Source organism: Ruegeria sp. D7 (assembly GCF_056534355.1).
Map to the genome: position 1 here is coordinate 373,344 of NZ_JBQFPG010000003.1, position 20,758 is coordinate 394,101.

At 57.2% G+C, this 20,758-nt stretch carries 19 protein-coding genes; 5 read left to right on the forward strand and 14 right to left on the reverse strand.

Annotated elements, in window-relative coordinates; genetic code table 11:
* Positions 1-118 precede the first annotated feature (118 nt).
* The 4 genes from ccoP to ccoN are packed head-to-tail and all read right to left on the reverse strand — an operon-like array spanning position 119 to position 3,553.
* The gene (gene ccoP / locus ACRZ9U_RS06910; RefSeq protein ID WP_170398621.1) at positions 119-982 is read right to left on the reverse strand and encodes a cytochrome-c oxidase, cbb3-type subunit III; all 864 of its coding nucleotides are present in this window, start codon (positions 980-982) and stop codon (positions 119-121) included.
* A complete protein-coding gene (locus ACRZ9U_RS06915; protein ID WP_170406523.1) occupies positions 979-1,191 on the reverse strand; it encodes a cbb3-type cytochrome c oxidase subunit 3 in 213 nt (70 codons plus the stop codon). Before ACRZ9U_RS06915 ends, ccoP begins: the two co-directional genes overlap by 4 nt.
* A gap of 11 nt (positions 1,192-1,202) precedes the next feature.
* Entirely contained in the window at positions 1,203-1,931 is a 729-nt protein-coding gene (ccoO, locus tag ACRZ9U_RS06920) for a cytochrome-c oxidase, cbb3-type subunit II (protein ID WP_170398627.1), read from the reverse strand.
* Positions 1,932-1,945: 14 nt separating this feature from the next.
* On the reverse strand, positions 1,946-3,553 hold the full coding sequence (ccoN, locus tag ACRZ9U_RS06925; protein WP_170398630.1) for a cytochrome-c oxidase, cbb3-type subunit I: 1,608 nt from the start codon (positions 3,551-3,553) through the stop codon (positions 1,946-1,948).
* A 192-nt stretch (positions 3,554-3,745) separates the two neighbouring features.
* Here ccoN and ACRZ9U_RS06930 point away from each other — a divergent pair, with 192 nt between their 5' ends.
* Positions 3,746-4,585, forward strand: coding sequence for a universal stress protein (locus ACRZ9U_RS06930; RefSeq protein ID WP_170398633.1), 840 nt, complete (start codon positions 3,746-3,748; stop codon positions 4,583-4,585).
* Between the two features lie 42 nt (positions 4,586-4,627).
* On the opposite strand, the gene ACRZ9U_RS06935 is transcribed toward ACRZ9U_RS06930, so the two are convergent.
* Together ACRZ9U_RS06935 and fnrL are read right to left on the reverse strand one after the other, a co-directional pair.
* On the reverse strand, positions 4,628-4,882 hold the full coding sequence (locus tag ACRZ9U_RS06935; protein WP_170398637.1) for a GlsB/YeaQ/YmgE family stress response membrane protein: 255 nt from the start codon (positions 4,880-4,882) through the stop codon (positions 4,628-4,630).
* A gap of 39 nt (positions 4,883-4,921) precedes the next feature.
* Positions 4,922-5,665, reverse strand: a complete 744-nt coding sequence (gene fnrL / locus ACRZ9U_RS06940) for a transcriptional regulator FnrL (protein WP_170406526.1) — start codon at positions 5,663-5,665, stop codon at positions 4,922-4,924.
* 61 nt (positions 5,666-5,726) lie between these two features.
* Here fnrL and hemN point away from each other — a divergent pair, with 61 nt between their 5' ends.
* A complete protein-coding gene (hemN, locus tag ACRZ9U_RS06945) occupies positions 5,727-7,082 on the forward strand; it encodes an oxygen-independent coproporphyrinogen III oxidase (RefSeq protein ID WP_170406528.1) in 1,356 nt (451 codons plus the stop codon).
* Between the two features lie 213 nt (positions 7,083-7,295).
* A complete protein-coding gene (locus ACRZ9U_RS06950; protein ID WP_170406530.1) occupies positions 7,296-9,221 on the forward strand; it encodes an elongation factor G in 1,926 nt (641 codons plus the stop codon).
* 22 nt (positions 9,222-9,243) lie between these two features.
* Here the strand turns inward: ACRZ9U_RS06950 and ACRZ9U_RS06955 are convergent, their stop codons facing one another.
* From ACRZ9U_RS06955 to ACRZ9U_RS06975, 5 genes are all read right to left on the reverse strand, one after another.
* Positions 9,244-10,821: an ABC transporter ATP-binding protein gene (locus ACRZ9U_RS06955; RefSeq protein WP_170398649.1), complete on the reverse strand. Its 1,578-nt coding sequence runs from the start codon at positions 10,819-10,821 to the stop codon at positions 9,244-9,246.
* On the reverse strand, positions 10,818-11,924 hold the full coding sequence (locus ACRZ9U_RS06960) for an ABC transporter permease (RefSeq protein WP_170398652.1): 1,107 nt from the start codon (positions 11,922-11,924) through the stop codon (positions 10,818-10,820). The genes ACRZ9U_RS06955 and ACRZ9U_RS06960 overlap by 4 nt, the downstream gene beginning before the upstream one ends.
* Entirely contained in the window at positions 11,925-13,019 is a 1,095-nt protein-coding gene (locus ACRZ9U_RS06965; protein ID WP_170398655.1) for a microcin C ABC transporter permease YejB, read from the reverse strand. It lies immediately after the preceding gene.
* Position 13,020: 1 nt separating this feature from the next.
* Positions 13,021-14,931, reverse strand: coding sequence for an extracellular solute-binding protein (locus ACRZ9U_RS06970; protein ID WP_170406534.1), 1,911 nt, complete (start codon positions 14,929-14,931; stop codon positions 13,021-13,023).
* A 174-nt stretch (positions 14,932-15,105) separates the two neighbouring features.
* The gene (locus ACRZ9U_RS06975; protein ID WP_170406537.1) at positions 15,106-15,615 is read right to left on the reverse strand and encodes a c-type cytochrome; all 510 of its coding nucleotides are present in this window, start codon (positions 15,613-15,615) and stop codon (positions 15,106-15,108) included.
* Between the two features lie 121 nt (positions 15,616-15,736).
* Here ACRZ9U_RS06975 and ACRZ9U_RS06980 point away from each other — a divergent pair, with 121 nt between their 5' ends.
* The gene (locus ACRZ9U_RS06980; RefSeq protein ID WP_170398663.1) at positions 15,737-16,570 is read left to right on the forward strand and encodes a prephenate dehydratase; all 834 of its coding nucleotides are present in this window, start codon (positions 15,737-15,739) and stop codon (positions 16,568-16,570) included.
* Positions 16,571-16,686: 116 nt separating this feature from the next.
* Here the strand turns inward: ACRZ9U_RS06980 and ACRZ9U_RS06985 are convergent, their stop codons facing one another.
* From ACRZ9U_RS06985 to nudC, 3 genes are read right to left on the reverse strand one after another with little or no spacing between them, the layout of a single operon-like run.
* A complete protein-coding gene (locus ACRZ9U_RS06985) occupies positions 16,687-17,184 on the reverse strand; it encodes a GNAT family N-acetyltransferase (protein WP_170406540.1) in 498 nt (165 codons plus the stop codon).
* A gap of 14 nt (positions 17,185-17,198) precedes the next feature.
* Complete coding sequence (locus tag ACRZ9U_RS06990) at positions 17,199-17,666, reverse strand: SRPBCC family protein (RefSeq protein WP_170406543.1); 468 nt, start codon at positions 17,664-17,666, stop codon at positions 17,199-17,201.
* Positions 17,667-17,705: 39 nt separating this feature from the next.
* The gene (nudC, locus tag ACRZ9U_RS06995) at positions 17,706-18,689 is read right to left on the reverse strand and encodes an NAD(+) diphosphatase (RefSeq protein ID WP_170406546.1); all 984 of its coding nucleotides are present in this window, start codon (positions 18,687-18,689) and stop codon (positions 17,706-17,708) included.
* 196 nt (positions 18,690-18,885) lie between these two features.
* Here nudC and ACRZ9U_RS07000 point away from each other — a divergent pair, with 196 nt between their 5' ends.
* Positions 18,886-20,748: a bifunctional 2',3'-cyclic-nucleotide 2'-phosphodiesterase/3'-nucleotidase gene (locus tag ACRZ9U_RS07000; protein WP_170406549.1), complete on the forward strand. Its 1,863-nt coding sequence runs from the start codon at positions 18,886-18,888 to the stop codon at positions 20,746-20,748.
* The last annotated feature ends 10 nt before the right edge of the window (positions 20,749-20,758 follow it).

Here is a 20,758-nt window from a genome sequence, read left to right on the forward strand (position 1 = left end):
GATTGCAGCCCTATTGTTTGAAAATCGGCACCGGCTGTTCTGGAAACGCGCGAACAGATGGAACAGCCGGTGCCTCGACCTTCGGGCGGGAGACCACCCGGAGGTGTTCTTTTAACCCTTACTGACCGCCACCCAACTGGTGGACATAGGCCGTGACAGCGCGAATCTGCGCGTCGGTCAGGCGATTCTCCCACGGGGGCATCACACCAAAGCGGCTGTAGGTGACCGTCTCGGTCAGGGCCTCTTGGCTGCCGCCGTAAAGCCAGATCGCATCGGTCAGATTCGGCGCGCCCTGGGAAACGTCGCCTTTGCCGTCATCACCGTGGCAAGCCGCGCAGTTGTCTTCGAACACAACCTTGCCTGCCTGCGCCGCCGCGTCATCGGTCTGGGCGTTAGTCAGGGACATGACGTATTGAACCACTTGAGTGATCTCATCCTTTTCGAGGATCTCACCAAAGGCCGGCATCTCGGAATAGCGCGCGTCGTCGCTTTCCTCGTTCCGGATGCCATAGGCGATGGTGTACTCGATATCCTCAAGCGAGCCGCCCCACAGCCAGGCATCATCCAGCAGGTTCGGGAAACCCGGCGCACCCTGCGCGCCCGATCCGTGGCACTGCGCACACCAGGTTCGGAACACAGCGCCACCAGAGTTAACTGCGTATTGTTGCAGCTCCGCGTCGGCCGAGATTTCTTCCAGCGGTGTTTCCACCAACTTGGCATTCCACGGCGCATTCGCTTCTTCGAACGCGACCATTTCCTGCTGCACCAGCTCGCGCGAGGACCAACCCAGTACACCGGCGGTTGCCGATTGAACCAAGGGCCATGCGGGGTACATGATCGTGTAGATCACGCCCCAAATGATGGTCGCGTAAAAGGTCCAAAGCCACCAGCGTGGCATCGGATTATCGAATTCCTCGATTCCGTCCCAGCTGTGACCCGTGGTGTTAGGATCGCCCGGCTGTTTTTCAGGTGTCTTACTCATTGCCGCGCCTCCTTGGATGTGGCGGGTTTGTCATCGCCCCGACGGGGCGCTGGGGCATCAGTGTGCCGGAACGGGATGTTGGCGGTGTCCTTGTATTCCTTGCTGGCACCCGGGCGGAAAACCCAGATGATGATGCCAATAAAAAACGAGAACAGGAGCAGCAACATCCAGCTATCCGCGAACTGCCTTAGAATTGTGTATAGTTCCATCACACCCTCCTTTAACGGCTTGCGTCCGGGGTGAAGGTCGAGAAATCGACCAGCGTGCCCAGCATCTGGAGGTAAGCAACCAACGCATCCATTTCAGTCAGCTCGGGCTGACCGTCAAAGTTACGCACATTGACCTTGTCGCCATAGCGTTCCAACAATCCATCATAATCGCTGTCCGGATCGGCCTGCGCCCGAAAATCGGCCTGCGCCTGTTCAAGCATCTCGTCGGTATACGGGGTGCCGACCACGGCATTTGCCGCCATGATGTCACCGATATACTTGCCGTCTAGCTTACGATCCTCAAGGAAGCCGTATTTCGGCATCACCGATTCCGGCACCACCGATTGTGGATCGCGCAGGTGGTCCACCTGCCATTGATCCGAATACCGGCCACCGACGCGGGCAATATCCGGCCCGGTGCGTTTGGACCCCCATTGGAACGGATGATCATACATGGATTCAGCCGCCAGCGAGTAGTGGCCATAGCGTTCAACCTCATCACGCATCGGGCGGATCATCTGGCTGTGGCAAACATAGCAGCCTTCGCGCAGATAAACCTCACGCCCCGCCAGTTCGAGAGGGGTGTAAGGGCGCATGCCCTCCACCTTCTCGATGGTGTTCTCAAGATAGAACAGGGGCGCGATCTGTACGATGCCACCGATGGTCACGACCAGAAAGCTGAAGATCAGCAGGAGGGTCGCGTTGGTCTCGAGGATCTTGTGTTTGTCGAGAATTGCCATTGCTCCGGCCCTCCTTATTCAGCCGGGACCGCGACGGTCAGGCTGGCCTCTTTGGCCGGCGCTTTCCGTACAGTCATCCACAGGTTGTAGCACATGATCAGCGAGCCAGCGACGAACATCACGCCACCCAGCGCACGCACCACATACATCGGGAACTTCGCGGCAACGGTGTCAGCGAACGAATTCACCAAGAAGCCATTGGCGTCCACTTCACGCCACATCAGGCCTTCCATGATACCGGTGACCCACATCGACGCCGCGTAGAGAACGATGCCAATGGTGGCGAGCCAGAAGTGCCAGCTGACCAGCTGCAGCGAGTACAGGCGCTCACGCTTCCACAGAACAGGGACTAGGAAGTAAAGAGCACCAAAGGTGATCATACCGTTCCAGCCCAGCGCGCCCGAGTGTACGTGACCGATAGTCCAGTCGGTATAGTGGCTGAGGCTGTTCACAGCGCGGATCGACATCATCGGACCCTCGAACGTGGACATGCCGTAAAAGCCGACCGAAATCACCATCATCCGGATCACTGGGTCAGTGCGTAGTTTGTCCCATGCACCCGACAGGGTCATCAGACCGTTTATCATACCACCCCACGAAGGCATCCATAGGATCACCGAGAATACCATGCCAAGGGTCGAGGCCCAATCAGGCAGCGCGGTATAGTGCAGGTGGTGCGGGCCGGCCCAGATATACAGGAAGATCAGCGCCCAGAAGTGGATGATCGACAGCTTGTAGCTGAATACTGGACGCTCAGCCTGTTTCGGGATGAAGTAGTACATCATACCCAGGAAACCGGCAGTCAGGAAGAAGCCCACGGCGTTGTGGCCATACCACCACTGGATCATGGCATCCTGAACACCAGACCAGACGATGACCGATTTCGATCCCCAGATGCTGACCGGGATGGTCATGTTGTTGACCAGGTGCAGCATGGCGACAGTCACGATAAAGGCCAGATAGAACCAGTTTGCCACGTAGATGTGCGGCTCTTTCCGCTTGATGATCGTGCCCAGATAAACAGCCAGATAGGCAACCCAGACAACGGTCAGCCACAGGTCAACGTACCATTCAGGTTCGGCATATTCTTTCGACTGCGTTCCACCAAGTATATAACCGGTTGCCGCAAGCACGATGAACAGCTGATAGCCCCAGAACACGAACCATGCCAGGTTTCCACCCCAAAGTCGCGCAGCGCTGGTGCGCTGTACGACATAGAACGAAGTTGCGATCAACGCGTTACCGCCAAAGGCAAAGATAACCGCCGATGTATGTAACGGCCGCAGACGCCCGAAATTAAGATAGCCCTGCGCCCATTCGAAGTTCAGCGCCGGAAAGGCTAGCTGGAACGCAATAAAAGTCCCCGCCAGGAACCCGACTACCCCCCAGAATGCGGTTGCGATCACGCCGTAGCGGATCACGTCATCCATATACTCACCAGAGCGGTCGACGAGGATATCTGGCTCTTCCGTGTTTCTAAGCGTCCAGATGAACAGACCGCCGGCGATCAACATCACCAGAATTGCGTGCACCTGATACGCCAAATCCCGTGCGTAGTTAGAGCCGATGGCTGCGAACAGCACCACCAGCCCAAGCACGATCAGCTTGATGTAATTTGACATATTGCGTCCCTTTGCCATGCCTCGCGCGATTCTTCGTGTCACGCGAAACCTTTTTGACTGCATGCTGTAATGCAGCGAGGTCGCCTTTGACGCTTTGATCTGCATCAAGACAAGCCCCTGTTTTCTGTGAGAGGTATTTTGCAGAAACAGACACGCGCTGGCAACGGACAGCGCCGGAAACATGAGGTCGACATGGCATTTAAATCTCTTCTTACGGTCATGACGGAAACCAAGCTTTCTCAGAACGCACTGGCACAAATGGTGGCATTGGCAGAAGGGCAGGACGCCCATGTCGAAGCGTTGTGTCTTGGCGTCGATCGCAGTCAGACCGGTTATTATTATGCCGGTGCAAACGCTTTGATCCTGCAGGAGACCCTGAGCCGCGCCAATGCCGAGGCGGACGAGATACTCGCCTACGCTCAGGATTATCTGGGTAAGTCGGGCGTGCGCTGGTCCGCTGAAAACGGGGTAGCTCAGATCGCTGATCTCGGGCGACATGTCGCACGTCGCGCGCGCTTTTCGGATCTCGTGGTATTGCCGCGACCTTATGGAAAAGACCGCGACGCAGAAGCTGAACCCATCGTCGAGGCCGCCATGTTCGAAGGCCATTCGCCGGTGCTGTTAGTGCCCGATGATAACAAACCGATTTCGGCCCCTAAAACCGTCATGGTGGGCTGGAACGAAAGCGTCGAAGCGATGCGCGCCATCCGTCGCGCGTTGCCATTCTTGAAGCAGGCCGAACTCACACGGATTGTTGTGATTGATCCACCGCGTCATGGGCCGGATCGATCGGACCCGGGCGGTCTGCTATCTCAGATGCTGGCACGACATGGGGTGAAGTGCGAAATCGACGTGCTCAGCAAGACCATGACGCGCGTCTCAGACATCCTCAATCGCCACGCTGCCGATACCGAGGCCGATATGATCGTTATGGGGGCCTATGGCCATTCGCGCTTTCGCGAGGCCATTTTGGGCGGTGCGACCCGCAATATGCTGGAGCAATCAGAAATCCCCGTGTTTCTGGCTCACTGACGACGCCAACAAACGCAAAAGCCGCCCGTCTCTGGTGCGGCTTTATGTCTTGCGGATCAGGCCGATCAGGAACAGCAGGATCACCGCGCCGATAGTGGCAAAGAAGATCGAAGAGATGAGCCCTCCGCCAACCGCAAAGCCCAGGGCGGGAAAGATCGTGCCCGCCAGAAACGCACCGACAATCCCGACTATAATATTCCCGATCAGGCCGAACCCACGCCCTTCCATGATTTTTCCCGACAGCCAGCCAGCTATTGCGCCGATGAACAGCATGGCGAGTAAACCGCTAAATTCCATAAGGGACTCCCAATTGTTCGAGGGCGGCGGGCTGAGGCATCAGACCAGAAACCCGCCATCGGTATCGTCGCCCGCCTCTTCCATTAGGCGCCCCATATCGGGGATTGTTACATGGCGTTTACCTTCCAGAGTAATGACCTGATCTTTCTTCAAGGCGGAAATCTGCCGGCTGACAGTTTCCAGGGTCAGCCCAAGATAGTCGGCCATCGCCTCGCGCGTCAGTGGCAGGTCAAAGACAATCGGAGCTACCATTCCGGCTTGATGAATCGATGCGTCCCGGCGCGCGATGATCGAAAGCAGGCTGGCAATCTTTTCCCGCGCCGTCTTGCGCCCAAGCACCAGCATCCACTCACGGGCCGCATCCAATTCGTCCAGCGTCATTTCCAGCAGACGCTGCGAGATGTGCGGCGTTGTGATCATCATGTCTTCGAACGGCTTTTTGCGGAAACAGCACATCATCAGATCGGTGGTTGCAACCACGTCATAAGGCGCGTTGTCTCGTCCAGGGCGACCCACGAAATCACTAGGCAGCAGCAGGCCGACCATTTGCCTGCGCCCATCCTCCATCGTCTGTGTCAAAGACGCGATTCCCGACACGACCGAGCCGACAAAATTCATCGGATCGCCGGACCAGATGATCGTCTGCCCCGCCTCAAAGCTGCGGTAGTACTTGATGTTCTCAAGCTCTTCCAGCTCGTCCTTTTCGCAATGCGCGCACACCGCACGATGCCGGATCGGGCATTCTGCGCAATTGGTGTGGTCGAATTGGGCCTTGAGTGTCATTCGCGCTTCCATTTGATTTCGGTCAAAGTACCCTGGGCCCTCCAGCTATAGTCATATCTTTATGACACTGAAACCTCAACTGGCACGGCTTGGACTTTTTGACGCGAAAGTACCGCGTTACACAAGCTATCCCACCGCACCCCACTTCAGCAATGACGTTGGGGCCGATCTGTTTAGCGACTGGATTTCCGGGATTGCTCCGGGCAGTTCAATCTCGCTTTACATCCACGTACCCTTCTGCCGTCGGCTGTGCTGGTTTTGCGCCTGCCGGACACAAGGCACCCAGACTGATAACCCGGTCATTGCCTATGTCGACGTGCTAAAGGCCGAGCTGGACCTGCTGGCGGCACGCCTGCCAGAGGGTGTTAAATTGTCGCGGCTACACTGGGGCGGCGGTACGCCGACGCTGTTGAATGCAGACCTGATGCGGGATCTGGCCGCGCGAATCCTTGAGATTGTGCCTTTAGGCCCAGACGCCGAGTTTTCCGTCGAGATCGATCCGAATGAGATCGACGAAGCTCGGCTGGATGCACTGGCCGAAGCCGGGATGAACCGCGCATCGATCGGCGTTCAGGATTTTGACGACGAAATCCAGAAAACCATCGGTCGCATTCAAAGCTATGACACCACCCGCGAAGCTGCCGAGATGATCCGAGCGCGTGGTATATCCAGCCTGAATGCGGACATCCTTTATGGCCTGCCCCACCAGACCAAGGCACGCATGACCGAAAGTGTGCAAAAGCTGTTGTCGCTGAACCCTGACCGGGTCGCACTCTATGGCTACGCGCATGTGCCGTGGATGGCCAAGCGCCAGCAGTTGATTCCATCAGATGCCCTGCCCACACCGGAACAGCGACTGGAACTTTTTGAAACCGCCCGGCGACTGTTCCTATGGGACAATTATGCCGAGATCGGGATCGACCACTTTGCAACGCAGGACGATGGACTGACCCACGCGTTGCGCGCGGGTCGCCTAAAACGAAATTTCCAGGGCTATACAGACGATCAAGCTCCTATTCTGATTGGCTTGGGTGCCAGCTCGATCTCACGCTTCCCGCAAGGATATGCGCAGAACGCACCGGCAACCTCGGCTCATACGAAGGCCATACGCGAAGGGCGGTTCTCGACGTCGCGCGGGCATTTGTTCAAAGATCAGGATGTTCTACGGTCTCGTCTGATCGAAGCATTGATGTGCGATTTTCAGATCAACTCGGCCGAGATTCTGCGCGATTATGACATTTCAACTGCGGAACTGCAGCAAATGTACGCAACGGCAAACGCGGCCTTCGACGGGTTGCTACGCGTGGATGAAAACGGATTGTTCATACCGCCCGAAGCACGTGCGCTGACCCGCATGATCGCGCGCAGCTTTGACACGTATGATCTGAGTAAGGCTGGGCATAGTTCCGCGATCTGAACACTCTTCGGCAGGTCGTTTTTCGCGACCTTCCCTTACAAACCGGCACGGGGGCTTGACGCATGCCTTCGGTTTTCTCCACACTCAAGGGGTGGAGAGACCCACCTCTTCACAGCCTGAGGCAGGCAAACGCAGACAGTTCTTGCCGACGCGCATGCGTTCGACAGCCCTTTTCGTGCAGCCATACTGCAACCTGAAAGAGGGACAGCACTCATGCGCGTTTTCACCGTCCTCGGCCCCAGCCAATCGGGCAAATCCACCTTGGTCGAAGCGATCAGCCGCCTCGACGGGCGGCCCACCACATTCGATGTTGCCGGAACCGTGCATCTGCACGGTTTTTCTTATTTAAACGAACCGTGGTGCGCTGTGGACGTAGACGGAGGCGGCGATGCGCTGGCCTATGTCGGCCCGGCCATGGCGATCTCGGACGCAGCAGTTGTGGTTGTCCCGCCTGACCCCGATGCCGCCGTTCTGTGTGCCCCGTATCTAAGGTTGGTCGAAGAGGCCGGCATTCCCTGTTTTTTATTCATCAACCGCATGGACAGCCCTAACGGTCGCATCCGCGACATCGTTGCTGCACTGCAGACCTATTGCACCCACCACATCGCTCTGCGGCAGGTGCCGATCCGGGACGGAGACACCATTATCGGCGCAGTCGATCTGATCTCGGAACGCGCCTGGAAGTATCAGGAGGGGCAGCCCTCGGCCCTGATCGAGCTACCGCAATCAGCGGAAGACCGCGAACAGGAAGCACGCACTGAGTTGTTGGAGACCCTATCGGATTTCGATGACAATCTGCTGGAGCAACTGATTGAGGACAAACAGCCCCCAAGCGACGAGGTATACGAGCTGGCCGCACAGGTCTTGCAGAACCATCAGCTTATCCCGGCTTGTCTGGGTGCCGCGAGCCATGGCAACGGTCTGACCCGCTTGATGAAAGCGCTGCGTCATGAAGCACCTGAATTCAACATTGCAGCTGACCGGGATGAGGCCGAAGAAAACGCCCGTGCCATTGCTGGCTTTGCGGATGTGAAGAAGCATATCGGCAAGATCACCGTATTGCGCGGTCTGGGCGACGGCGTGAAAGCTCATGAACCCCTTGGTGGCGAAACTGTTGGAAATCTGACAACCTTGGACGCCAAGACCCAGATCAGCGCGCTTGAAGCCGGACATATTGGCCTTGCTGTCAAATCCGACCACCTTAATCCTGGCTTCATCTATGACAGCGCGGCGGCAACGCCGTTGCCGGAATGGGCCTCATCCCATCCTGCCGCGCATCGTCAGGTCGTATCGCCCGCGCATGAGCGAGACGACGTGCGCCTGTCGAATGCGTTGACCCGGCTGGTTGAGATCGACCCCGGCCTGCACCTGGAGCAAGACGAGTTGAGCGGTCATTCTATTCTGGGCTCACAAGGCCCGCAGCACATGCGCCGCGTGACCGCCAAACTCGCCGAGGATTTTGGCATCGAGATCGAGGCCGAGGCCGCCGGAACCGCCTATCGCGAAACCATTCGCACAAGGGTCGATCATCGCCATCGCCACCGCAAGCAATCCGGCGGTGCGGGGCAGTTTGCCGATGTGGTCATATCCATCGCTCCGCTGCCGCGCGGCTCGGGGTTCCAGTTCGAGGAAGTGGTGAAAGGTGGGGCCGTACCCCGGAATTACATTCCTTCGGTTGAACACGGGGCCAAGGACGCACTGGTCGAAGGCCCCGAAGGTTTCCCTGTGGTGGACGTTAAGGTGACGCTCAGCGACGGCAAGCACCATAACGTGGACAGTTCGGATTATGCCTTCCGCACCGCTGGCAAGAACGCGGTGCGTGAAGCGCTGCCCGAAGCGAAACCAGTCGTGCTGCAACCGATCCTGAACGCCGAGATCCATCTGCCGTCAACCTTCGTAGGCGATCTCGTTCCAACGATCAGCTCGCTGCAGGGACAAGTCCTAGGTTTCGAAGGCAACCCCAACGCCTCAGGCTGGGAAATCTTCAATGCGACACTCCCCGCCGTTGCGGAAGATGAACTGCACCGAACCCTCGCCAGTGCCACCCGTGGCACCGGTTGGGTCAAACTGCAATTCGATCACTATGAAGAACTGCGCGGCCCCGTTCCCGCGTCAGCCAAAAACAAGGAAATAGCCTGACATCGAAGGCGCGGGCTGCGTATCAGCCCGCTGCCGCGATCAGTTCGCGGGTGTAGTCGGTCTGGGCGTGTTCGAACAAATCTTCGGCAGCGCCCATCTCGACGACATCGCCGTTTCGCATGACGATTACGTTATGTGACATCGCGCGCACGACCTTCAGGTCGTGGCTGATAAACAGATAGGCCAGCCCGTATTTCCTTTGCAGGTCACGCAGCAGGTCAACGATCTGCACCTGCACGGTCATGTCCAGCGCACTTGTAGGCTCGTCCAGAACCAGCAGCTTGGGCCGCAACACCATGGCGCGGGCGATGGCGATCCGCTGGCGTTGCCCGCCGGAGAACTCATGCGGATAGCGGTCCATCGCAGAGGGGTCCAATCCGACCTCGTTCATCACTTCGGCCACCAGATCGCGCGGGGCGCGATGAGGATCGACCTTATGGATGGCCAGCCCCTCGGCGATGATCTGCATGCAGGTCATCCGCGGGCTGAGGCTGCCGAACGGATCCTGAAATACGATCTGCATGTCCTTGCGCAACCGCCGCAACTCGCGCGTTGACCAGCGGCGCACATTCTGGTCGCGGAAAGTGATCCCGCCCTCGGACGCGATCAGACGCATGATCGCCAGCGCCAGCGTCGTCTTGCCCGAGCCGCTCTCCCCCACGATCCCAAGCGTTTCCCCGGCACGGACGCTGAGGGTCGCGTCGTTGACGGCCTTCACATAGCCTACGGTCCGTTTCAGGAAACCGCGCTGGATCGGGAACCAGACTTTCAGGTGATCGGTGCGGGCTACCTCTTCGGCATCCGGGGCCACCGGGTCGGGGTGCCCGGACGGCTCGGCCTCCAGAAGCTTGCGAGTATAGGGGTGTTGCGGGTTGTCGAAAATCTCCGTTGTCACTCCGGCTTCGACAATTTCGCCGTCCTTCATCACGCAAACCCGGTCGGCGATGCGGCGGACGATGCCAAGGTCATGGGTGATGAACAACATACCCATGTTCTCGGACTTTTGCAATTCGGCCAGCAACTCCAGAATCTGCGCCTGGATGGTGACGTCCAGCGCCGTTGTCGGCTCATCCGCGATCAAAATGTCCGGCTTGTTCGCCAACGCCATCGCGATCATCACGCGTTGACGCTGCCCGCCGGACAACTGGTGCGGATAGCTGTCCAGCCGTTCCTCTGGGTCTCGGATGCCGACCTTGGTCAGCAGTTCTACAATCCGTTCCCGTGCCTCATCGCCGGTAACGCCCTGATGCAGAGCCAGCGATTCCGCCATCTGTTTCTGGATCGTGTGCAATGGATTGAGCGAGGTCATCGGCTCCTGAAAGATGAAACTAATGTCGTTGCCGCGCACGTCCATCAACCTGTCTTCGGACGCGCCGATCATCTCTTGCCCTTCATAAGTGACCGAGCCTTCGACAATTGCGCTATCACCCAGCAGCGACACAGTGCTCAACGCCGTCACGGATTTGCCCGAGCCGGATTCGCCCACCAAAGCCACCGTTTCACCCCGGTCGACGGTAAAGGACACGCCTTTGACTGCCGCACTCACCTGCCCGTCCTGCCGGAACGAGACCTTGAGGTTGTTCACATCCAAAAGGCTCATGAGAAGGTCTTTCTGGGATCAAACGCATCGCGGACGCCTTCAAAAATGAAGACCAACAGCGACAGCATGATGGCAAAGGTGAAGAAGGCAGTGAAGGCCAGCCACGGTGCCTGAAGGTTCTGTTTCGCCTGCAAAGTCAACTCTCCAAGCGACGGGGCTGAAGACGGCAAACCGAAGCCAAGGAAATCCAGCGAAGCCAGCCCACCGATGGTTCCAGTCACGATGAACGGCATGAAGGTCAGCGTGGCGACCATCGCATTAGGCAGCATGTGGCGAAACATGATCGTCATGTTACCCACGCCCAGCGCCCGCGCGGCACGGACATACTCCAAATTTCGTGCCCGCAGGAATTCAGCGCGCACGACGCCCACCAGTCCGGTCCAACTGAACAGGATCATCAGAATCACCAAGAGCCAGAAACTTCGCCCAAGAATCGCGAACATGATGATAATGACATAAAGCGAGGGTGTCGCCGACCAGATCTCGATAATACGTTGGAAGATCAGATCCAGCCAACCGCCAAAGAACCCCTGAATGGCCCCAGCAAAAATGCCGATCAAACTGGCCACACCGGTGACGAGTAAAGTGAACAGGATCGACAGGCGGAAGCCATAGATGACACGAGCTAGCACATCTCGCTTGGTGTCGTCAGTGCCGAGCAGATTCTGACCATTAGGCGGCAGCGGTGCAGCGCCCGGGCGGTCCACGCTGGTGTTGAAGGAATACGGGATTGGAGGCCAGATGGCCCAGCCTCGCTCAAACCCATCCGCTTCGAACGTGCCCGCCTTGATTTCGTCGATGATACCTTCGGGGTCGTCGAAGCACTGATCCAATCCGCCGCTATCGATCAGGCACATGACCTCGGGGTCGCGATAGATCGCCTCGGTCTGGAAATCACCGCCGAACTCAGTCTCGGCGTAAAAGTTGAAGACTGGCGTGTAGATTTCACCCCGGTACTTTACCAGGATCGGTTTGTCGTTGGCGATGAACTCGGCAAACAGCGATAGGCCGAACAACACCGAGAAGATGATCAGCGACCAGAACGCCCTGCCATTGCGCCGGAAGTTGCGCCAACGGCGCTGATTGAGAGGGGAGAGTGCCATTTACCCCTCCCGCTTTTCGAAATCGATACGTGGGTCAACGAGCACATACATCAGATCGCTGATAATGCCGACGACCAGCCCCATAAGGCCAAATATGAAAAGCGTACCAAAAATCACCGGATAGTCGCGCGCCACTGCGGCCTCAAAGCCCAGACGCCCAAGACCATCGAGCGAGAAAATGGTCTCGATGATGATCGATCCACCGAAGAACACACCAATGAATACAGCAGGGAAACCTGCAATCACGATCAGCATCGCGTTGCGGAAGACATGACCATACAGCACCTTGCTTTCACTCAAACCCTTGGCGCGAGCGGTCATCACGTACTGCTTCTTGATCTCATCCAGAAACGAGTTCTTGGTCAGCAGCGTCAGCGTCGCAAAGGCCGAGATGGTCAGCGCGATTATCGGCAAAGCAATGTGCCAGAAATAGTCAGTAATCTTCCCAAACAGGCTGAGGCTGTCCCAATTGTCCGAGGTCAAACCCCGTAGCGGGAAAATCTGCCAGTAAGAGCCACCGGCGAACAACACCAGCAGCAGAATGGCAAACAGGAAACCGGGGATCGCATAGGCCACGATGATCGCACCGCTGGTCCAAGTATCAAAGCTCGACCCGTCCTTGATCGCCTTGCGGATACCTAGCGGGATCGAGACCAGATAGGCGATCAGCGTCGACCACAGACCCAGCGAAATAGACACCGGCATCTTTTCCAGCACCAGATCAATCACACTGATCGAGCGGAAATAGCTCTCTCCAAAATCCAGCGTCAGGTAGTTGCCCATCATGCCCAGAAAGCGTTCCAGTGGCGGTTTGTCGAAGCCAAACTCTTTTTCCAGTTCAGCGATGAATTCGGGCGGAAGGCCACGCGCACCGACGTATTTGTCATCAAAGGCACCACCTGCGGGCTCGGCCCCAGCTCCGGCATCGCCTCCACCAGCGAACCCAGCAAAGACGTCGCCCTGCCCTTCGATCTGCGCGATGATCTGTTCAATGGGACCACCGGGCACGAACTGCACCAGCGTGAAGTTGACGATCATGATGCCCAGAAGGGTCGGAATGACCAGCAACAGGCGTCTTAGGATATAGGCGCCCATGTTATCGCAGCGCGCCTTTGGCTTTCAGGTCAGCCTCTTTCTCGGGGTTGATCCACCACAGATCGAGATACCCAAGCGAGAATGGAGGCAGGTTTTCAGGGTATTCGTACATGTCGTAATAAGCCGTCCAGTAATCCGCCACATACCCATCGGGAATGACGAAGAACTCATAACGCAAGACACGATCCAACGCCATCAGCGCAGCATCCTGTTCTGCCTGATTTGTCGTGTCGAATGACGCTTCGATCACAGCGTCAACAAGCGGGCTGGCAAGACCGGCAGGGTTGAACAAGCTGAACGCGGCTTCTTCCGATCCGTACATCTGACTGAGACCCCCGCCGGTCGACAGGAACGAGCCGTAGCGGTTCGAATATACCATATCATAATCACGCTCACGCCGCCGCAGGGTGAATTGAGAAGGATCTACCTTCTCTGCCGAAGCATCCACACCGATCGACTGCAGGTTCTGCACATAGGTCTCGATCATGGTGGCGGTCGAGGTTGGAATGCTCGACGCATACGGAATATTGACCTTCAGCATCTGCCCATCGGCATTGCGGCGCAGATTGCCGTCGCCGACGGGCCAACCAGCCTCGTCCAGCAGTTTCGAGGCTTGCCGCAAATTGCGACGGTCGTTCAACCGAGCTGGATTGGATTCGTGGACGACAAGCGCAGGCTCGCTGAACACCTCGGCCGGAACCACGTCACCCAGCGTTTCCAGAAACGCCAGTTCGGCACCCTCCGGCACGCCTGTCGCTTCAAGATGTGTCCCCTGCACAAATGAACTGCGCGGTGCGTTCAGACCGAACATCAGCGATTCATTTGCCCATTCGAAATTGAACGCCAGCGCCAGCGCTTTACGCACATTCTTGTCGGCAAATTGAGGCTTGCCCAGATTGAAAACGAAACCCGACGGCGTCGGTGGGCTACCATCCACGATCTCGTCCTGCACGACAAACCCTTCGCTGAGTTTCGGGAAATCGTAACTAGAGGCCCAGAGCTTGGGGTCACTTTCGATACGCATCGTGTATTCGCCCGCCTTGAACCCTTCGAAGGCGGCGGTCTGGTCCGCGAAATACTCGATCCGGATGGTGTCGTAATTGTTGCGGCCTACGTTGATCGGCAGGTCCTTGCCCCAATAATCATCGCGACGCTTGTAGACGATCCGACGATTGATGTCGTAGCTGTCCAGTTTGTAAGGGCCAGAGCCAACCGCGACCTCCAACCGGGGTTCGTCGAGGCGACGGCTCTCATCAGCCTCGAACCAGGCTTTTGAAAATACCGGGGTCGACCCGACGGTTTCGATCAACCCGCGCCGGGTGACATCCGGGCTGAATGTGAATTTGACGGTATGGTCATCCAGCGCTTCAGCCCCTGTAACCATGCGCCCGACGGCCTGCGCATAAGACGGCAAACCCTGCTCAATGAACAAACGATGACTATAGACGACGTCTTCGGCAGTCACCGGGGTGCCATCCCAGAACATAGCTTCGGGGCGCAGATTGAAGATCACATAATTGCGCCCTTCGTCATATTCCATACTTTCCGCAACAACCCCATAATACTGCCCGACACTGTCCGCGGTGCTTTCGATCAGCGGGTCATATTGAAGCGTGGTCAAAGCGCCTGCCCGCCCCTTGCGCGAATAAGGGTTCAGGGAATCAAACGTACCTGAGCCCGCCAAAGACAGCTCTCCGCCCTTTGGTGCGTCTGGGTTGACGTAGTTCAAGTACGGATAGTCCGCCGGATAATCCAGATTTCCGAAATAGGAATACCCGTGGCTGCGCGTGACGCCCTCTTCATTGGCACGGGCAGGATCGCTGCTGCCCAGAACCAGTGTCGCCGAAATCCCCAAAGCCGCAGCCCAAGCGTGAATTCCGGTAAAGCGCATCTGGGGCAGAAGGGGTTTCATCAGGCTCGTCCTCTGAATTTCTGTCATCTTCATTGTCGTGCCCGCCAGCTAAAGGTCCAGCACTGTCAGTTGCAAGTTTAGAATGCGTGAACGCTTTGTGAAGTTCTTCTCAGACAAAAAATAAAGCCGCTGCGCAAGGCAGCGGCTTTAAATCCTGCAAATCTGATCAACAGATCAGTTGCCGATGGTCTGCAGATACGCAATCAGATCGGCGCGTTCTTGTGGTTTTTTCAGGCCAGCAAAGCTCATCGAAGTGCCCGAGATATAGGCACTGGGGCGTTCCAGGAACGCGTCCAGGGCTTCGGGTGTCCAGTTGCCGCCGTGGGCCTGCATTGAGGCCGAGTAACCGGTAAATCCTTTAGCTGAAGCAACAGGGCGATCTACAACAGCGTAGAGGTAAGGGCCTGTACCATTGGCGCCGTCTTCTAACTTGTGGCAGGCGGTGCACTTGCGGAATACACGTGCGCCCTTTTCAGGGTCGGCTGCAGCCAACATATCTTCGAAGACCACTTCTTCGCCGTCCGCGCTTTCGCCCGAGCTTTCGGTTTCGATAATGTAAGCAGCTTCGGCAAGATGGCTGTCAGAGCTATAGAGGACATCCGCCCCCCATTTTGCCAGAAGCAACACCAGGAAGGTGCCAAACAAGCCGGCTGCGGCTTTGGTAACTGTCATCGTGTCGAACATTTTGATCGCGTGTCCATTTCAGCTGTCTGCGGGGTGTCTAAGGCTTCCCCTGAGAAGACGCAAGGTATAGACACCGCGACTAAACGCCCAATTCAAGAACTTGTTGCACGGAAACGACCAAATGACCAATCGCATAGCATTTCAGGGAGAACCCGGCGCATACAGTCACGAAGCCTGCCGGAACGCACGCCCGGATATGGACGCCCTGCCCTGCCGCACTTTCGAAGATGTGATCGAATCAGTGCGCTCAGGTGAGGCTGATCTGGCCATGCTACCGGTGGAAAATACCACCTATGGTCGTGTGGCCGATATTCACCGCCTGCTTCCGCATAGCGGGCTGCACATCATCGACGAAGCATTTGTGCGCGTGCACATCAACCTGTTGGGCGTACCGGGCGCGACTCTGGAGGATATCACTGAGGCGCATTCCCACCTCGTCTTGCTACCACAATGCGCAGGTTTCCTGAAGCAACACGGAATTCGTGGCAGGGTCAGCCCGGATAATGCTCGTGCCGCACGCGAGGTCGCCGAGATCGGCGACAAACACTCCGCAGCGTTAGCCAGTGAGCTGGCAGGTGAGATTTACGGCCTCAACGTTTTGGCCCGTCACATTGAGGATCAGGGCGACAACACGACCCGTTTTCTGGTGATGTCTCGTGAGGCCGATGAATCGCGCCGTGGTGATCACGGCATGATCACAAGTTTTGTCTTTCAGGTGCGTAACATCCCGGCAGCGCTGTACAAAGCGATGGGCGGATTTGCCACCAACGGAATCAACATGACCAAGCTGGAAAGCTATATGGTCGACGGGTCCTTCACCGCGACCCAGTTCTATGCCGATATCGTGGGTCATCCAGGCGATCGAAATGTGCAACTGGCGATGGATGAGCTTGAGCATTTTACCACCAACGTAGAGGTCCTCGGCGTTTATCCGGCGGCGCAACCTCGTGGTTAGTGCAGGCAATCGGCTCGCCCCTTCAAAGGAACGGCCTAGATAGGCGGGGCAGCTACGCTTGCAGCTTAGAACGGTAGCTAGAGTCCTTCGGTGCGACATCCTGAAAGTGCGGCGGACTACGGGTTGGTCACTCCGGTCCCCATGCGAAAGACCTTGCATATCGCGCCATCCATCTGCCGGTACTCTCTGAATCCCATCGCCTCATAATAGCCAAGGCCGTCGGAATTATTGGCCCCGATCGTAGCATCGATAGCGGGCAATCCCTGCTGCCTAGCGGCTTGAAGAGAACGTTTGAACAACGCCCGACCGATACCACATCGCGCAGCGGACGGTTTGATATGCGTCCCAATGATGCCCCACCCGACCGCAACGCCATACGGGTTGTTTCGGGTGGCAAGCTTCAACGACTGGAAACCCAGTATCTGTCCGTCCGGCGCAACGGCAAGGCTACACTGAATCCGCTCAGGGTCGCAGATGTAATGCGTCAGTGCAAAGGCGCTGTCGGCGGGCTTGGTCCGCTTTCCAGCCGCTACAAGCGCTGTTAGCACACCGGACAAGCCATCCGCATCGGCTTCGACAGCGTCGCGTATGATCGGTCTCGTTAAAGTACTCATCTACTTCTCGGTTGTCAGACACCATGGAGGTGTCGTTCCTCCATATCGCGCGCGAATTCGCTGAGACGGGTCTGGAACTGCCGCCTGAATCGGGATTGCCCTAACTTCAGGGATTGAAGCAATAGGCGGGCGGGCAGCGTTTTCGCACCCAGCGATGTTTCAACGCGCAGCCGTGTCCGACGTTGGGAAAGCGCCAAAAGCTCGATCACCGTGTCGCCGTTCATTCCCTTGCTGCTGGACTGGAACCGCATCAAGGACGGGCGGTCGCATTCAGTCATCTCGATAATGATATGACGTGGCTTGCCACGTATCTTGAATTCGGTCTCCCAGGTTATTCCGGCCTGCGGCACAACCGACCCCGTGACCCGACGCACATCGACCCCGCGCCGCAAGGCTTTGCGTTCGAAGCGTTCAAAATCCGAGACCATGTTGAAGACCGTCTCGATTGGTACATCGATATCTTCCTGCGCTGAAAACTGCATGATTGCTTTTCTCTGCCCTAGATTGGGTTCAGTTTCTCGTCAGTCCAACGTGTCTGCAAGCCAGTGTTGCAACAAAAAGTGCGCAATCGCACCTTTTCGGGCAGGCAACAGCTTAGGGTGATCCCCAGCGAAGGCCTGCATCATCTCGGTCCGTGTGACCCAGATCGCATCCTCGATCTCGACCGGATCGATCTGGATATCGCGCGATAACGCCTCGCCTGCGCATCCAAACATCAGGGATGCGGGAAAGGGCCAGGGTTGGCTTGCGAGATAGCTCACCGCACCCACGGGCACGCCCGCCTCTTCCATCACTTCGCGCCGCACAGCGGCTTCCAGCGTTTCACCGGGCTCAACAAAACCAGCCAAAAGCGAATACATGCCTTCAGGCCAGCCCGGAGAGCGCCCCATCAGCACCGAATTGCCATGGGTAATCAACATGATGACCACAGGATCGGTGCGCGGGAAATGCTGGCCGCCGCAGGCCGGGCAACTGCGCTGCCATCCACCCTGAGACATCTCGCTGCGGGCACCACATCGGGCACAGAATTGATGCGTTTCGTGCCAGCCGATCACCGCCTTGGCGGTTGCCGCAATCTCTGCGTCTCGTGGGTTGAGGCGTGTCATGATGCGGCGCAGCTCGGCAAAGACACACCCCTCGGGCAGATCAGGGTGCTGCTGTTCGCTGCGGTCGACAAAATCTCCGACACCGGATAAATCCAGCCCTTCAGCCGCCCAGCCCGAGATGTCCATGGCAAAAAGCGGCGATCCATCCTCGGATTTTCCAAGGAAAATCGGTTGCTCGATCACACCGCCCGCTCCCTGTTCGAGAATCTTGTGCGTCATCGGAAGCCGGACGAGCCGGTCCAGTGCCTCACCCTCAACCAACAGTTTGCCGCGCCACAGCAACACACATGTTGCCAAAGGGTCACGATAAACCTGTGCCAGTTTGTCCGCGTCGCCGCGCAGCAAACCCGCCCGATCCAGTGCCGAGCCGCCAAATGTCACCTGTTCTGCGCGTTTCATGCCTGCCGTTCCTGACTGCCGCGCAAAGGGCTGCCACGTCTTACCTGATCGTGCAACGGGTATCGACCAAACATTTTTCGACCCTGCCGCGGAATGACCGCAGCATCGCCCCGGAAATTGCATTAAATCGACCTCATGGTGGAAACGTTGACACACTGACAGCTAGAAGTTGAAGATATTGAAATCAAAGCATTTAATGCGACAACGAAGAGATGCGGATGATAGCGCACGGATTCGAATCCTTGCAACATCCGATCTACACATGCACCTGACGTCATATGATTACTATTCGGATCGCCCCGAACCTGTGATTGGTTTGACCCGTACCGCCAGCCTGATTCACGAGGCGCGCAGACAGGCTGAACGCGACGACGCCCTTGTGCTGTTGTTTGACAATGGTGATAGCCTGCAGGGAACGCCATTTGGCAAATGGGCAGCTGAAAACGTGCCAGACGCCCATCCCCTGCCACGCGCGTTCAACACGTTGAACTATGACGCGATCGGATTGGGTAATCACGATTTCGGATTTGGGCTGGAACTCGTCAATCGCATCGCTCGCCAAACCGCCTGCCCAATGATTTGCAGCAATATGCAAACCACTCAGACCGAACAAGGTTGGGATGCACACACGATTCTGCATCGGGTTGTCAGACTAAATGGACAGGACACCGCAATCCGCATCGGGGTTCTTTCTGTTTTGCCCTCTCAAACCGCACAGTGGGAAGCACATCTGCTAACGGACCGGGTCGTGGTAACAGACATTCTGGCCGCTGCGCGGCGCGCTGCTGAAGATCTCAGCGTGCAAGGTTGCGACCTGATTGTCGCCCTTGCGCATACCGGACTGGGATCGGCAATGGCCGAGCCGGATATGGAAAACGCGATCATCCCGCTGGCCGAGATGCCGCTGATTGATGCCGTCGTCGCAGGCCACACCCATCTGACACTGCCCGGAAAGGCGCATGATGGTTATCCATTCGTCGACAGTACGCGGGGGCTTGTCCATGGAACGCCGGTTGTCATGCAGGGTTGGGCCGGGTCTCATCTTGGGATCATTGATCTGACACTGCAAAAAGATACCACCGGCGATTGGCGCATTACAGGCAGCCATGTCGAAGCACGGGCAATCGCTCAATCGGGTACAGAAATACCCGAATGCCAAAGGATCACAGAGCTGTTTGCGACCGGCCACGCTGCGACGCGCAAAAGGGTGACCAGGCCAGTGGGCACAATCCCACACACGCTGCACAGCTACTTCTCATATTGCGTACCGGATCGCGGTCTGGCCTTGGTTGCGGCGGCTCAGGCCGCTGCCCTACGCCCGCATTTGGTCGATACCGACTGGGCAGATTTGCCTATCATATCGTCAGCCGCCCCGGCAAAGTTCGGCGGGCGCGCAGGAAGCAAGTACTACACGGATATCCCCTCAGGCGAGATTTCAGTTCGACATATCGCCGATCTCAGTGTCTTTCCTAATGAATTGCGCGCGATGCTGGCCTCAGGTTCTCAGATTCGGGACTGGCTTGAGATGTCAGCCGGGCTGTTCCATCAACTTGGATCAGACGCCCCGATCGATCTTGCCGATCCTCAGCGCACGGGCTTCAATTTCGATGTCCTGCATGGCGTCACCTACCAGATCGATCTTTCGCAACCGGCGCGGTTCGATACGCTCGGTCGAGTGATTGATCCGGCATTTTCCCGCATACGCAACCTGGAATTCGATGGGCAGCCGATTGCGCCTAACCAGAGTTTCCTTGTCGCCACCAATAACTACCGCGCCAATGGCGGCGGTCATTTTCCAATTGCGCGACAAGCCCGTATGATTGACCTGCCTCAGATCAGCATACAGGATATTCTATGCAAATACGTCGCCGGGACACTGCCCGCCGACCCACTTGCGCATGCACCGCGCTCTTTTTCTTTTGTACCAAACCAAAGGCAGGGCGCGATCCTGACAACGGGGCCGCGCGCGCTACACCATGTTGCAGAACTTGCTGAGTATCATCCACGCATTCTGCCCGACGATGCGGATGGTTTCATGCGTATTCATCTGACCTTCTGACGGGTTGCCA

What these genes read in the sequence shown, in the direction of transcription:
- ccoP (WP_170398621.1), bottom strand. Translation starts at nt 982, where the DNA reads ATGAGTAAGACACCTGAAAAACAGCCGGGCGATCCTAACACCACGGGT.
- ACRZ9U_RS06915 (WP_170406523.1), bottom strand. Translation starts at nt 1,191, where the DNA reads ATGGAACTATACACAATTCTAAGGCAGTTCGCGGATAGCTGGATGTTG.
- ccoO (WP_170398627.1), bottom strand. Translation starts at nt 1,931, where the DNA reads ATGGCAATTCTCGACAAACACAAGATCCTCGAGACCAACGCGACCCTC.
- ccoN (WP_170398630.1), bottom strand. Translation starts at nt 3,553, where the DNA reads ATGTCAAATTACATCAAGCTGATCGTGCTTGGGCTGGTGGTGCTGTTC.
- ACRZ9U_RS06930 (WP_170398633.1), top strand. Translation starts at nt 3,746, where the DNA reads ATGGCATTTAAATCTCTTCTTACGGTCATGACGGAAACCAAGCTTTCT.
- ACRZ9U_RS06935 (WP_170398637.1), bottom strand. Translation starts at nt 4,882, where the DNA reads ATGGAATTTAGCGGTTTACTCGCCATGCTGTTCATCGGCGCAATAGCT.
- fnrL (WP_170406526.1), bottom strand. Translation starts at nt 5,665, where the DNA reads ATGACACTCAAGGCCCAATTCGACCACACCAATTGCGCAGAATGCCCG.
- hemN (WP_170406528.1), top strand. Translation starts at nt 5,727, where the DNA reads ATGACACTGAAACCTCAACTGGCACGGCTTGGACTTTTTGACGCGAAA.
- ACRZ9U_RS06950 (WP_170406530.1), top strand. Translation starts at nt 7,296, where the DNA reads ATGCGCGTTTTCACCGTCCTCGGCCCCAGCCAATCGGGCAAATCCACC.
- ACRZ9U_RS06955 (WP_170398649.1), bottom strand. Translation starts at nt 10,821, where the DNA reads ATGAGCCTTTTGGATGTGAACAACCTCAAGGTCTCGTTCCGGCAGGAC.
- ACRZ9U_RS06960 (WP_170398652.1), bottom strand. Translation starts at nt 11,924, where the DNA reads ATGGCACTCTCCCCTCTCAATCAGCGCCGTTGGCGCAACTTCCGGCGC.
- ACRZ9U_RS06965 (WP_170398655.1), bottom strand. Translation starts at nt 13,019, where the DNA reads ATGGGCGCCTATATCCTAAGACGCCTGTTGCTGGTCATTCCGACCCTT.
- ACRZ9U_RS06970 (WP_170406534.1), bottom strand. Translation starts at nt 14,931, where the DNA reads ATGAAACCCCTTCTGCCCCAGATGCGCTTTACCGGAATTCACGCTTGG.
- ACRZ9U_RS06975 (WP_170406537.1), bottom strand. Translation starts at nt 15,615, where the DNA reads ATGTTCGACACGATGACAGTTACCAAAGCCGCAGCCGGCTTGTTTGGC.
- ACRZ9U_RS06980 (WP_170398663.1), top strand. Translation starts at nt 15,737, where the DNA reads ATGACCAATCGCATAGCATTTCAGGGAGAACCCGGCGCATACAGTCAC.
- ACRZ9U_RS06985 (WP_170406540.1), bottom strand. Translation starts at nt 17,184, where the DNA reads ATGAGTACTTTAACGAGACCGATCATACGCGACGCTGTCGAAGCCGAT.
- ACRZ9U_RS06990 (WP_170406543.1), bottom strand. Translation starts at nt 17,666, where the DNA reads ATGCAGTTTTCAGCGCAGGAAGATATCGATGTACCAATCGAGACGGTC.
- nudC (WP_170406546.1), bottom strand. Translation starts at nt 18,689, where the DNA reads ATGAAACGCGCAGAACAGGTGACATTTGGCGGCTCGGCACTGGATCGG.
- ACRZ9U_RS07000 (WP_170406549.1), top strand. Translation starts at nt 18,886, where the DNA reads ATGCGACAACGAAGAGATGCGGATGATAGCGCACGGATTCGAATCCTT.